This window comes from Streptomyces lincolnensis (assembly GCF_001685355.1).
Lineage (GTDB): Bacteria > Actinomycetota > Actinomycetes > Streptomycetales > Streptomycetaceae > Streptomyces > Streptomyces lincolnensis.
Map to the genome: position 1 here is coordinate 8209171 of NZ_CP016438.1, position 12435 is coordinate 8221605.

Annotated in this window: 9 protein-coding genes; 4 read left to right on the plus strand and 5 right to left on the minus strand. The window is 72.8% G+C overall.

The window, feature by feature from the left end; translation table 11 throughout:
- Positions 1–20 precede the first annotated feature (20 nt).
- The 3 genes from SLINC_RS36265 (at position 21) to SLINC_RS46610 (ending at position 2346) form a co-directional block, all read left to right on the plus strand.
- Positions 21–1031 (plus strand): helix-turn-helix domain-containing protein, encoded by a 1011-nt coding sequence (locus SLINC_RS36265; protein WP_067442482.1) that lies wholly within the window; start codon positions 21–23, stop codon positions 1029–1031.
- Between the two features lie 122 nt (positions 1032–1153).
- Entirely contained in the window at positions 1154–1774 is a 621-nt protein-coding gene (locus SLINC_RS46605) for a Rossmann-fold NAD(P)-binding domain-containing protein (RefSeq protein ID WP_152039042.1), read from the plus strand.
- Entirely contained in the window at positions 1774–2346 is a 573-nt protein-coding gene (locus tag SLINC_RS46610) for a Rossmann-fold NAD(P)-binding domain-containing protein (RefSeq protein WP_152039043.1), read from the plus strand. The genes SLINC_RS46605 and SLINC_RS46610 overlap by 1 nt, the downstream gene beginning before the upstream one ends.
- 28 nt (positions 2347–2374) lie before the next feature.
- Here the strand turns inward: SLINC_RS46610 and SLINC_RS36275 are convergent, their stop codons facing one another.
- Positions 2375–3085: a LuxR C-terminal-related transcriptional regulator gene (locus tag SLINC_RS36275; RefSeq protein WP_067442484.1), complete on the minus strand. Its 711-nt coding sequence runs from the start codon at positions 3083–3085 to the stop codon at positions 2375–2377.
- 287 nt (positions 3086–3372) lie between these two features.
- On the opposite strand from SLINC_RS36275, the gene SLINC_RS36280 reads away from it, so the two are divergent.
- On the plus strand, positions 3373–7269 hold the full coding sequence (locus SLINC_RS36280) for a glycoside hydrolase family 2 TIM barrel-domain containing protein (RefSeq protein ID WP_067442486.1): 3897 nt from the start codon (positions 3373–3375) through the stop codon (positions 7267–7269).
- Positions 7270–7341: 72 nt separating this feature from the next.
- Here SLINC_RS36280 and SLINC_RS36285 read toward each other — a convergent pair whose 3' ends face one another.
- The 4 genes from SLINC_RS36285 to SLINC_RS36300 are packed head-to-tail and all read right to left on the minus strand — an operon-like array spanning position 7342 to position 12264.
- The gene (locus tag SLINC_RS36285) at positions 7342–8865 is read right to left on the minus strand and encodes an ABC transporter ATP-binding protein (protein ID WP_067442488.1); all 1524 of its coding nucleotides are present in this window, start codon (positions 8863–8865) and stop codon (positions 7342–7344) included.
- On the minus strand, positions 8862–9707 hold the full coding sequence (locus SLINC_RS36290) for an ABC transporter permease (protein ID WP_067442490.1): 846 nt from the start codon (positions 9705–9707) through the stop codon (positions 8862–8864). The genes SLINC_RS36285 and SLINC_RS36290 overlap by 4 nt, the downstream gene beginning before the upstream one ends.
- Entirely contained in the window at positions 9704–10726 is a 1023-nt protein-coding gene (locus SLINC_RS36295) for an ABC transporter permease (RefSeq protein WP_067442492.1), read from the minus strand. The genes SLINC_RS36290 and SLINC_RS36295 overlap by 4 nt, the downstream gene beginning before the upstream one ends.
- On the minus strand, positions 10711–12264 hold the full coding sequence (locus SLINC_RS36300) for an ABC transporter substrate-binding protein (RefSeq protein ID WP_067442494.1): 1554 nt from the start codon (positions 12262–12264) through the stop codon (positions 10711–10713). Before SLINC_RS36300 ends, SLINC_RS36295 begins: the two co-directional genes overlap by 16 nt.
- Between the last annotated feature and the right edge of the window lie 171 nt (positions 12265–12435).

The window sequence follows — 12435 nt, forward strand, 5'->3', positions numbered from 1 at the left end:
TCGAGCGTACAATTCGTGCCATGACCTCTGTGGCGCTGGCCGTGACCGACGGGATGCCTCTGTTCGAGCTGTCCATCCCCTGCACGATCTTCGGACCCGGAAATCCGGAGGCGGCCGGGGCCGGCTACGAGCTGGCCGTCTGTGCCTCCCCCGGGGCCAATGTCGGGGGCTGGCTGCGCTCCGAGGCGGCGCACACGCTGGACGACCTGATGAAGGCGGACACGGTGATCGTCCCGGCCTGTGACGAGGCCATGGAGCGGCCGCCCGCCGACCTGGTGGCCGCCGTACGAGCGGCGCACGACCGGGGCGCGCGGGTCGCCTCCATCTGCACCGGGGCCTTCGTGCTGGCCGCCGCCGGACTGCTCGACGGGCGGCGCGCGACCACCCACTGGATGTACACCGGACGGCTGGCCGAGCGGTATCCGGAGGTCGAGGTGGACCCCGGTGTGCTGTACATCGACGACGGCGACGTGCTCACCTCCGCGGGCCAGGCCGCCGGGATCGACCTCTGCCTGCACATGGTCCGCAGCGACCACGGCGTGGTCATGGCCAACACCCTGGCCCGACGGCTCGTGGCGGCTCCGCACCGGGCGGGCGGACAGGCGCAGTTCATCGCCACCCCGCTGCCCGGGAGCGACGGCCAGGGCTCCGTCGGCGACCGGTACGGACTGTCCGCCCTGCTCGACCGGACGAGGGAGCGGCTCGACGAACCGGTCACGGTCGCCGAGCTCGCCCGCCGGGCGAACATGAGCCCGCGCCACTTCAGCCGCCAGTTCATCGCGCTCACCGGCACCAGCCCCCTTCAGTGGCTGCTCGCCCAGCGCATCCGTCGCGCACAGGAACTGCTGGAGACCACCGACGAGAGCATCGAGCACATCGCCGCCCAGGTCGGCATGGGGACGGCGACGACCTTGCGCCGCAACTTCAACCGCGTCGTCGGCGTGTCACCGGCCGCCTACCGGCGCGCCTTCACCGAGTCCACCGGTCTGCGGGCCGACGCCGACCAGGCCCCCGCCGGACAGGCCGACTGACCGCTCGTTTCCGTCCGCCGCACCCGCGCGCACGCCCCTCGCCAACGGGATGGCACCCCCGCACCGTGGAAAGCGGTGCGGGTCACAGGCGGCGGACACGCAGGCCGGGACGGGGGAGTGGCGTGGCGCGGATGGCGGTGGTGGGCGGCAGTATCGCCGGGTGCGCGGCGGCGGGGACGGGCGCGGGCCACGAGGTGGTGGTGCACGAGCGCACCGAACGGGGCTTCGCGGACCGCGGGTTCGGGATCGCCGTGCCGCCGGGGCTGCTGGACGAGTGGGTGAAGACCGGCTACCCGGATCCCGCGATGCCGTTCCTCCCGGTCACGGAGCGGGCGTGGCTGCACATCACCGACCGGGGTGCCGAACGCGAGCTGTGGCGGCAGCCGATGGAGGGGGCCGTCTGCAACTGGTACCTGCTGTGGCGGTCGTTGCGCGCCCGGGTGGAGCGGGCGGACTACCGGCCCGGCTCCCGCGTGGACGGCATGCACCGGGACGGCGACGCGGGCGGCGCCACGGTCCTGGTCAACGGCGAGGAGCACCGCTACGACCTCGTGGTGGGCGCCGACGGGCACCGGTCGGTGGTCCGCGGCCTGGTGGCGCCGGAGGCGGTGCCCGAGTACGCGGGATACGCGCTGTGGCGCGGATGTCTGCCGGAGTCGGCGTTGAGCCGGGCCGTCGTGCGGGAAGCGGAGCGCGCCTCGTCACCGTGGTCTTCCCCGGCGGACACGGGATCTTCTACCTGATGCCGGCGACCGACGGCGGCCGCCTCCTGAACTGCGGCGTGTACATGTTCCCGCCCGCGGGCACGCCGTACGACCCGTCGGCCGCCCATCCGCCGGGCGCCGCCCCGGAGTTGGCGGCCCGCGTCAAGGACGTCGCGCGCCGGCACTTCCCGGCCCGGCGGGCCCAGGTCGTGGAGTCCTGCGCCGACTCGGCGATCGCCGTGCAGCCGATGCTGGACCCGCCGTTGCCCCGCTGTGCCGCCTCGGGCGTCGTCCTCGCCGGTGACGCCGGTGCGCCGACCCGGCCGCACACCGCGAGCGGTGCCGTGAAGGCGATCGAGGACGCCCGCTGCCTGGAGCGCGCCCTGCGGGCCACGCCCTCACCGCGGGAGGCGCTGTCCCGCTACGACGCCGAACGGCGCGAGGAGGCCAACAGGCTCACCGCACTGGGCCGCCGTATCGGCCGTGCCCAGGTCGAGGAGACCCCCGACTGGCAGACGACGGGGCCCGCCGGGAGGGCCGCCTGGACCCGCGCCACCCTCTCGGGCACGGCCCACTACCTGTACCGGGACCCCGGCGACGACACGACGTGAACAGCGGCCGGAGCCGGGCCGCCGCCCGTCAGGCGGCGGCCGCCAGCGCCCCGGCCCACCGCTGCGGTTCCGGGGTCGGCAGGGGCTGGGCGGGGCGCACCAGGCCCGTCTCGTAGGCGAAGGTCACCGCCTGCACCCGGGCTCGGGCGCCGATCTTGGTGAGGATGTGGCTGACGTGGGACTTGACGGTCGTCGGGGCGATCGACAGCCGCTCGGCGATCTCCGCGTTGGAGCAGCCGCGGGCGACCGCGGTGAGCACGGCGCGTTCGCGTCCGGTGAGGCTGTCGAGCCGGTGTGCCCGGTCGGGAGCGGCGACCTCCACCGGGCGTTCCCTGCGGACGGCGTCGATGAGTTCGCGGGTCAGACCGGGTGAGACGACGGCGTCGCCGACGGCGACGGCGTGCACGGCGGCGGCCAGTTGCTCGGGTGTGACGTCCGGGAGCACGAATCCGCCGGCCCCGGCGCGCAGCGCGGCGTACATGGGCGCGTCGTCCCCGGAGGGGCTCAGCAGGAGGACGCGGGAGAACCGGGCGACGCGGCGCACCGTCTCCACGCCGCTCGGGCCGAGACCGCCGCCGTCCATCACGACGACGTCCGGGTGGAGCCGCTCGCTCGTCCGGATCGCCTCGGCCGCGCCGGCCGCCTCCCCGATCACGGTGAGAGCGGGCTGGGCCGCCAGGAGCAGACGCAGACCGAGCCGCTGCAAGGACTGTCCGTGCACCACGAGAACGGTGGTCATGTCCTTCCTCCTGCCTTCTCTCTGAGGGCGACGCTCTGTACCGCTTCTAAACGAAACGGTTTCGTTCACCTCGTTGAGTTGAGGCTACCCCCGGTATCTATCGAAACGGCGTCGTTTTCTTAGTGGTCTGCGTCACAGCTGGCCGATAGGCGTCCCTGTAGACCAACAGGACCGCACAAATTCAGACGAGATCATTGCTTCGGTTCTGTTCGGGTTCTAGTGTTCCTCTGGCTCTGACGCACCCTCAGTTCGCGCACGTCACCGTCGTACCGAGGAAGGCCACCGTCATGCCGCACCCCCACCCGACCCCCGCCGGCCGTCCGGCAGTCAGCCGCCGCCGTCTTCTGGAGGGCGGAGCCGCCGTGTTCGGCGCGCTCGCCCTGTCCGCGTCGCCCGTCGGGGCGTACGCGGCCGGACGGGCCGCGGAGGCCGAGGGAACCCCGGAGTGGAACGGTCACATCACCGTCTTCCGGCTGGGTTCCGAGCCACCGCACTCCACCCTGATGCCGTACGCGACCCTCGGCCAGGCCCTCGCCGCCGACCGCACCCGCTCGCCGTACCGGCAGAGCCTGGACGGCAGATGGAAGTTCGCCTACGCCGACCGCCCCGACGACCGGGACGTCGACTTCCACCGCACCGATCTGGACGACTCCGGCTGGGAGACCATCCCCGTCCCCTCCGCGTGGCAGCTGCACGGCTACGACGCCCCGATCTACATCAACATCACCTACCCCTGGTGGGGCCCCAACGGCAGGGGCGAGGAGGCGCAGCCGCCGGCCGCCCCCACCCGCCACAACCCCGTCGGCCAGTACCGGCGCACCTTCACGCTCCCGCGCGACTGGGACGGACGCCGGACGTTCCTGCACTTCGAGGGGGTCAAGTCCGCCCACTACGTGTGGATCAACGGTGAGCTGGTCGGCTACCACGAGGACTCCTACGACCCCGCCGAGTACGACATCACCCGCCACCTGAAGCCGGGCACCAACCAGATCGCCGTCGAGGTCTACCGCTACTCCGACGGCGACTGGCTGGAGGACCAGGACATGATCCGGCTGAGCGGCATCTTCCGCTCGGTGTACCTCTACTCCACCCCGGCCGTGCACCTGCGCGACTTCAAGCTGGACACCCCGCTGAGCGACGACTACAGGTCCGCCTCTCTGTCGGTCACCGCGAGCGTCCGCGACTACGGCGGCGGGGGCGCCGGACGCTACTCCGTCGAGACCCAGCTCTACGACGCCGGCGGGCACCCGGTGTGGCCCCGGCCGCTCCAGCAGGCCGTCGCGCTCGACGCCGGCGAGGAGACGACCGTACAGGCGGCGAAGGCGGTGCCCGCGCCGCGGCTGTGGTCGGCCGAGCACCCGTATCTCTACACCGCCGTGCTCCGGCTGCGCGATCCGTCCGGCAAGGTGGTCGAGACGCTCTCCCACCGGGTCGGTCTGCGCGAGTTCGCGCTCAAGGACGGCCTGATGCGCATCAACGGCAGGCCGGTCTCCTTCCGGGGCACCAACCGGCACGAGATGCACCCGGTCCGCGGCTCGGCCCTCACCCGGGCGGACATGGTCGAGGACATCGGGATCATCAAGCGGCTGAACATCAACACCGTCCGCACCTCGCACTACCCCAACAACCCGCTGTGGCTCGAACTCGCCGACGAGTACGGCCTGTATCTGGTCGACGAGACCAACCTGGAGACCCACGGCATCCGCGGCGAGTACCCCGGCAACCACGCCGACTGGACCGTGGCCTGCGTGGACCGCGCCCGGAACATGGTGCACCGCGACAAGAACCACGCCTCGGTGGTCATCTGGTCGCTCGGCAACGAGGCGGGCGGCGGCAGCACCTTCAACGCCATGTACGACTGGATCCGCTCCTACGACCCCACCCGCGTCATCCAGTACGAGGGCGACGACCGGCCGGGGATCAGCGACATCCGCTCCGAGATGTACGACAGCCCGCAGCGGGTCGAGGCGAGAGCCAAGGACACCGGCGACACCCGGCCGTACGTGATGATCGAGTACTCCCACGGCATGGGGAACTCCAACGGCAACTTCAAGAAGTACTGGGACCTCGTCCGCCGCTACCCCGTGCTCCAGGGCGGCTGGATCTGGGACTTCGTCGACCAGGCGCTGAAGTGGCCCACGCCGACGCGCAAACTGCTCACCGAGTCCGGGCCCGCCGCGCTGCGCGGCGAGATCATGGCTCCCGCCGGCACCTTCACCCGGGACGAGGGGGTCTCCGGCGGCACGGTCTTCGCCCGTGACACGAGCCTGGACCTCACCGGCTCCCTCACGCTGGAGGCCTGGGTCACCCCGCACTACTTCGGGTACCACCAGCCCATCCTCGCCAAGGGCGACACCCAGTACGCGCTGAAGCAGTCGGACCGGAACCTGGAGTTCTTCATCCACGGCGGCGGCCAGTGGATCACCGCCACCTGGGCGCTGCCGGACGACTGGACCGGCCGCGAGCACCACATCGCGGGCGTCTTCGACGCCGAGGCCGGCACGCTGACGCTCTACGTCGACGGCGTCGCGCGGGCCACCCGCACCACCACCCGGCGGCCCGCGAACAACACCGCCTCCCTGTCCCTGGCCACCGACGTCGACAACCCCACCCGCGAGTTCAGCGGCACCGTCCGACGGGCCCGCGTGTACGCCCGTGCCCTCGGCGCCGCCGAACTGGCCTCCGAGGGCCGGGGACCCGGCGACGAGGGCGTGCGCTTCTGGTTCGACGCCGCCACCGCCCGCCTCGACGAGAAGCGGTCCCGCGACAAGACGTTCTACGCGTACGGCGGTGACTGGGGCGACAACCCCAACGACGGGGCGTTCGCCGGGGACGGCATCATCACCGCCGACCGCGGCGGCACCGGCAAGTCCGTCGAGGTCAAGCAGATCTACCAGGCGATCAACACCGCGCCCACCTCCGGGGCCACCGTCACCTCGGGCCGGGTCACCCTCACCAACGAGTACCTGTTCACCAACGTCCGCGAGTTCGACGGCCGTTGGTCCCTCGTCGCCGACGGCAAGGTCGTCCAGCGCGGCCGACTCACCCGGGACCAGCTGGACGTACCGCCACTGACCAGCAAGGACATCACGGTCCCGGTGAAGGTCCCGGCGAACCCGGCGCCCGGCACCGAGTACTTCCTGCACCTGTCCTTCACCACCAAGGACGCCACGAAGTGGGCCGGGGCCGGCTTCGAGGTGGCCAAGCAGCAACTCCCCGTCGCCGCGGCCGTCCCGGCCGTCACCCCCGTCCCCCTGGACCGGGTGCCGACGCTGCGTCACGACGACGGCGAGAAGACCGTCACCGTCCGCGGCCGCGGTTTCTCCGTCACCGTCGACAAGGGCACCGGCACCATCACGTCGTACGAGGCCAAGGGCGTCCGCCTGATCACCTCGGGCCCCGTGCCGAACTTCTGGCGGGCGCCCACCGACAACGACCGGGGCAACGGCCACCACACCCGCAACCAGACCTGGCGCGACGCCGGAGACCGGCGCGAGGTCACCGGCGTGAGCGTGCGGGCCCTGGGGGACAAGGCCGTCGAGATCAAGGTCGCCGGCACCCTGCCCACCACCGTCGAGTCGACGTACACCACCACCTACACGGTCTTCGGCAACGGCGAGATCAAGGTCGACAACACCCTGCACCCGGGGGCGGCTTCACTGCCGTACATCCCCGAGGTGGGCACGGTGCTGCTGCTGCCCGGCCGCCTCGACCGCCTGCACTACTACGGCCGTGGTCCCGACGAGAACATGTGGGACCGCAACAACGGCACCGACGTGGGCCTGTACTCCGGCACCGTCTCCGGGCAGTGGACCTCCTATCTGCGACCGCAGGAGAACGGCAACAAGACCGATGTCCGCTGGGCCGCGCTCACCGGCCGTGACGGCGTCGGACTGCTGGTCAGCGGGGAGCCCCTCCTGGAGGTCAACGCCTCGCACCTCACCCCGGAGGACCTCTCGGTCGGGGCCCGCCACGACTACCAGCTCACCCCCCGGGACGAGATCGTCCTGCGCCTCAACCACCGGCAGATGGGCGTCGGCGGCGACAACAGCTGGGGCGCGCACACCCACGACGAGTACAAGCTCCTCGCCAACCGCGACTACGCGTACACCTACCGGCTGCGTCCGCTGACGGACGTCGACGCGGCGATGACGGCCGCACGCCGGCCGACCGCGACGCAGTGACCCGCCGGGCCGGGGCGCCGTCGACACGGCGTCCCGGCCTCGGCCCCGGCTCCGGCTGCGGCTCCGGGAAACTCAGCCGCCGAGCGGGACCCCTGTCGCCAGGGCCGCCGTCACCGGATGCGACGGCGAGGCGAACAGCCGTGCCGTGGGCCCCGATTCGACGACCCGGCCCTCGGAGAGGACGACGAGGGTGTCCGTGCGGTCGGCGACCATACGCAGGTCGTGGCTGACCAGGACGAGCGCCAGACCCCGCTGCTCGCGCAGCCGGGCCAGCAGGTCCATCACGGCGACGGCGGTGTCCGCGTCAAGCGCGGAGGTGATCTCGTCGCAGATCAGCACGTCCGGATCGGCCGCCAACGCGCGGGCGATCGCGGCGCGTTGCCGCTGTCCGCCGGAGAGCTCGTGCGGCCGGCGGTCCGCGAAGGCCGCCGGCAGGCCCACGCTCTGGAGGAGCTCCAGGACCCCTTCCGACGCCCGCGCCCGGTCCGTACGGCCGTGCAGGAGCAGGGGGCGGCGCAGCGTGGCCCCGATCGTGCGGCTCGGGTTGAGGGTGCCGAGCGGGTCCTGCGGGACCAGTTGGAGGCGTCGGCGCTGGTCCCGGGAGCGGCCTTGCGCGGCGGGGGAGAGGCGGGTGCCGTCCAGGGTCACCGTGCCCGCCGTCGGCCGGTGCAGTCCGACGAGGGTCCGCAGCAGCGTGGTCTTGCCCGAGCCGGAGACGCCGACCACGCCCACACTGCCTCCGGCGGCGACATCGAGGCCGACGCCGTGCAGGACCGGGGTGCGGTGACCGCGGTGGGTGTGGGCGGCGTGCAGGCCGGAGGCGGCTAGGACGGTCGGACCCTCCGAGGGAGCGGGGACCGCGGCGGTACGGGGTGCGGGCACCGGGCGCGCGCCGCCCAGGTCCACCACCTCGTCGGCGAGCCGGGCCACCAGATCGGGATCGTGGCAGGCCAGGGCCACGGCGATCCGGTGGGTCCGGGCCAGGTGCCGCAGCAGGTCGGCGATCTCGTCGCGCAGTGCGGGATCCAGCCCGGCGGTGGGTTCGTCCAGGAGCAGTACCGCGGGACGGCGGGCGAGCGCCCGGGCGAGCGCCACCCGGCGCTGCTGTCCGCCCGACAGCCCGCCGATACGGCGGTCCGCGAGGCCCGTGCCGACCGGCAGCCGTACCTCGGTCAGCAGCGCCTCGATCGCCTCCCTGCCACGGTCGACGGCGACTTCGGCGAGCAGCCGGCGGACCTTCATGCGCGGGTTGAGACCGGATCCCGGGTCCTGGCCGACGTAGGCGAGCCGGTGCCGGCGCAGGGCGCGCAGGTCCGCCGGGGGCAGGGTGAGCGGATCCCCGCCCAGGACGGCGAGCGTTCCGGCGGTGCGGCGGGCGCCGGGTGGCAGCGCGCCCGCGACGGCCCGCAGCAGGGTCGTCTTGCCGCAGCCGGAGGGGCCGGTGACGGCGGTGATACGGCCGGGGCGCAGCTCCAGGCGGGCGCCGTCCAGCAGCAGGCGGCCGTCCGGGGCGGCCACGGTCAGGTCCGCGACCTCGACCGCCACGTCCCCTTCGGACTCCTGTCCCTCGGGACGCCGGGTGGGCATGTGGTTCACAGCGCGGGCACCGCCTTCCGGCCGGTCGCGGGGACGAGGGCGGCGGCCGCCAGATTGACGCTCATGGCGAGCAGCCCGATGCCGATGCCGGGCGCGAGCACCGCCCAGGGGTTGAGGAGGATGCCGCCGGAGTTCTCGCGGATCATCAACGCCCAGTCGGCGGTGGGAGGTTGGGGGCCCACCTGGAGGAATCCGGCGGTGGCGACCAGGTACACGGCGGCGACGAAACGCAGCCCGAACAACGCCAGCAGGGTGGCCCGCAGGTTCGGCAGCACCTCCCGCACGACCAGGTACCACAGCCGCTCCCCGCCGACGGCCGCCGCCTCCACGTACCCGGTCGCGGCCACCGGCGCGGCCGCTCCCGCGACCAGCCGGACCGCGTACGGCACCCCCAGCACGACCGACACGGTGACGACGGCGAGCCGTCCGCCGTCGGGCCAGGACAGGGTGACCAGGAGGATGCCCAGGACGGCGGGCAGCAGCATCAGTACGTCGGCGGCGCGTTCCACGAGCCGGCCGACGGCCGGGCGCAGCGCGCCGACCGTGCCCAGCACGGCCGCGAGGACCGTGACCAGGACGGCCACGAGCAGGGAGGTGACGACGAGTTCGCGTCCCCCGGCGAGCATCCGGCTGAGCACGTCCCGGCCCAACTGGTCGCCGCCCAAGGGTGCTTGACCGCCGGGCTCCGCGTAGGGCGCGGCGACCGGCGCGTCGATGGCGTGCGGGGCGAGCCAGGGCCCGATCAGCGCGAGCGTGACGAGCAGCAGCGCGGGGAGCACGCGCAGGACGGTGCCGCGCAGCGCGGGCCGTACGGCGGGCCGGGGTTTCACCAGGGTGCTCATGTGCGGCCTCCCGAGGCCCAGGTGCGTACCAGGTCGGCGAGCAGGAGCACACCGGTGATGACGACTCCCGTCACGGCGACCACCCCGGCGATCACCGGGCTGTCCCGGTCGGTGACGGCGCCGGCCAGCACGGAGCCGATGCCGGGGTAGTTGAAGACGGTCTCCACGACGACGGCCCCGCCCAGGAGCATGCCGGTCGACGTGGCGAGGCCCGCCGCGATGGTGGGCAGCGCGCCGGGCAGCAGGTGGTGGGTGAAGATCCGGTGCCGGGGGAGCCCGTCGAGGACCGCTGTCTCGATGTGGGGGGCCTTGGACTCGTCGGCGAGCGCGGCCCGCACGATCCGGGTGTTCCAGCCGATCTGCGGGACGGCCAGGGCGAGGGTGGGCAGCACGAGCATCTCCCAGGAGGCGGGTGAGCCGTCGGCGTCGGTGAGCGTGACGGCGGGCAGCCAGTCCGTCCACAGGGCGAAGACCAGCACCAGGGCCACCGCGACGACGAACTCCGGCAGCGCCAGGACGGCGGTCGCGCCGCCCGACACGGCCCGGTCCACCGCCCCGCCCGGCCTGGCCGACGCCCAGCAGCCCAGCGCCAGGGACACCACCAGGGTGACCAGCAGGGCCAGGCCACCGAGCAGCAGGGTGTTGGGGAACGGGCGGGAGAGCAGGTCGGCGACCGGCTCCCCGCGCGCGGAGGTGCCGAGGTCGCCGGTGGGCAGACCGGTCATCCACTGCCCGAACCGCTCCAGGACGGGCCGGTCCAGGCCGAGCAGATGGCGGCGCGCGGCCAGGTCGGCGGCGCTCTCCCCGCGTTCGGAGGTGGCGGTCGCCGCGTCGCCGGGGAGCAGCTCGACGGCGGCGAACACGAACGCCAGCAGGACGGCCAGCAGCAGGGCCCGGCGTGCCAGTACGCCCGACACGTACCGGACGGCGCGCGACAGGGCCGGGACCGGCCGGGGACCGGTGCCCCCGGCCGGCCCGCCCCTGTCGTACCGCGCCGTCCGTGTCAGCGGGCCAGCCATGCCGACTGGAGCTGGACACGCCCGTAGCCCGGCAGGGTGGGCAGCCCGCGCACCGCCGCCGCGGCGAGGTCGATGCCGTCCGCCATGCCCCACAGCAGGTAGCCGGACTCGTCGTGCTCGATCCGCTGGAGCTCGCGCAGCACCTTCGCGCGCTCGGCCGTGTCCTTGGTGCCCATCGCCTTGCGGTACGCCGCGTCGAACGCGGTGTTCTTCCAGCCGGCCTCGTTCTGGCCGGAGTCGGAGACCATGGTCTTGCTGGCGAAGAAGACCACGGAGTCGTTGGTGCCCCAGTAGGTGGTGTACAGATCGCCCTTGAGCCAGGTCCTGTCCCAGAACGTCGCGGACTCCTGCTTGACCACCTTCACCTTGATGCCGGCCTCGCGGACCTGGGAGGCGAAGAGCGTCGCGGACTCCGCGAGGCCGGAGATGTCCTCCGTGGTGAGCAGCTCGTACGTCCTGGACAGGTCGAAACCGGCCTCGTCCAGCAGCGACTTGGCCCTGGCCAGATCACGGGTGCGCTGGGCGATGTCCTTGGCGTAGGCGGGGTCGCCGGTGCCGAGGATGTCGTTGCCGACCGTGCCGTAGCCCGACAGCACCTGCTTGACCATGGCCTCGCGGTCCACCGCGAGCCGGAGCGCCTCGCGCACCTTCGGGTCGGCGAACGGCCCGTCGGCGGTGCGCATCACGATCGGCATCGCCATGTCGTTGGGCCGGCGCACGACCTGGACGTCCTCGCGCCGCTCGGCCGTACGGGCCGCGACCGCACCGACGTTGGAGGCCACGTCGATCTGCCCGGCGAGCAGGGCGTTCGCCATCGCCTGCGGGCTCTCGAAGATCTTCACCTCGATCGCGTCGAGGAGGACGTCACCGCCGTACCAGTCCTCGTTGCGCACCAGCCGGGCGTTGCCCGAGCGGAACCAGTCCAGCTTGAACGGGCCGGTGCCCGGCGCCTTGCCGAGGTCCTTGTCGGCCGTGTCCTTCTTCAGGACGAAGGTGGTCAGCCGGGTCAGCTGGGGCAGTTCGGCGTTCGGGTAGTCGGAGACGAGTACGACGGTGCCGGTGCCCTCGGCCTTGATGTTCCCGGGCTTGATGCCGGGCAGCCGGGAAGCGCCCGAGGGCGTGTTGCGCAGCCGCTTGAGCGACCAGACGACGTCCTCGGCGGTGACCGGTGTGCCGTCGTGGAACGTCGCTCCCTCGGCGAGGGTGAACCGCCAGGTCTTCAGGTCGTCGGAGGGTGTCCAGCTCGCCGCGAGCCGGGGCGCGGTGTTGGGCCTGGCGCCGGGAACCGTCAAGGTGTCGTGGACCAGCGAGATGATCAGGTAGTCGCTCTCGTTGGTCTGCGTGCCGTGCGGATCGCGCGTCACGGCCGAGGCGCGGCCCAGGGCGCCGACTCTGAGCGTGCCGCCCTTGCGAGGCTTCTCGTTCTTCTCCGACGGGGACTTGGACGAGGACTCGTCACCGCCGCCGCATGCCGCCAGGAGAGCGGCCGCGCCTATTCCGCCGCCGGCCCAGAGCACTTGGCGCCTGTTCACGTTCATTCGTCCTCGTTCCACGAGTGGGGCAAATTGCTTAGGTGTGCCTACCCTAAGATCTTGCTGTACACAAGGGGGATTATCGTCGGACGTCCGTGGTGTGAGACGCCGACCCGCGTGTCCGCCCCGCCCCCGGGCCCGGCTATGGTCGCGCTGGTCAACCGACCGAACCCCGCG

Bases quoted from the DNA above. Each gene is read 5' to 3' on its own strand.
- SLINC_RS36265 (WP_067442482.1), top strand. From the start codon at position 21: ATGACCTCTGTGGCGCTGGCCGTGACCGACGGGATGCCTCTGTTCGAG.
- SLINC_RS46610 (WP_152039043.1), top strand. From the start codon at position 1,774: ATGCCGGCGACCGACGGCGGCCGCCTCCTGAACTGCGGCGTGTACATG.
- SLINC_RS36275 (WP_067442484.1), bottom strand. From the start codon at position 3,085: ATGACCACCGTTCTCGTGGTGCACGGACAGTCCTTGCAGCGGCTCGGT.
- SLINC_RS36280 (WP_067442486.1), top strand. From the start codon at position 3,373: ATGCCGCACCCCCACCCGACCCCCGCCGGCCGTCCGGCAGTCAGCCGC.
- SLINC_RS36290 (WP_067442490.1), bottom strand. From the start codon at position 9,707: ATGAGCACCCTGGTGAAACCCCGGCCCGCCGTACGGCCCGCGCTGCGC.
- SLINC_RS36295 (WP_067442492.1), bottom strand. From the start codon at position 10,726: ATGGCTGGCCCGCTGACACGGACGGCGCGGTACGACAGGGGCGGGCCG.
- SLINC_RS36300 (WP_067442494.1), bottom strand. From the start codon at position 12,264: ATGAACGTGAACAGGCGCCAAGTGCTCTGGGCCGGCGGCGGAATAGGC.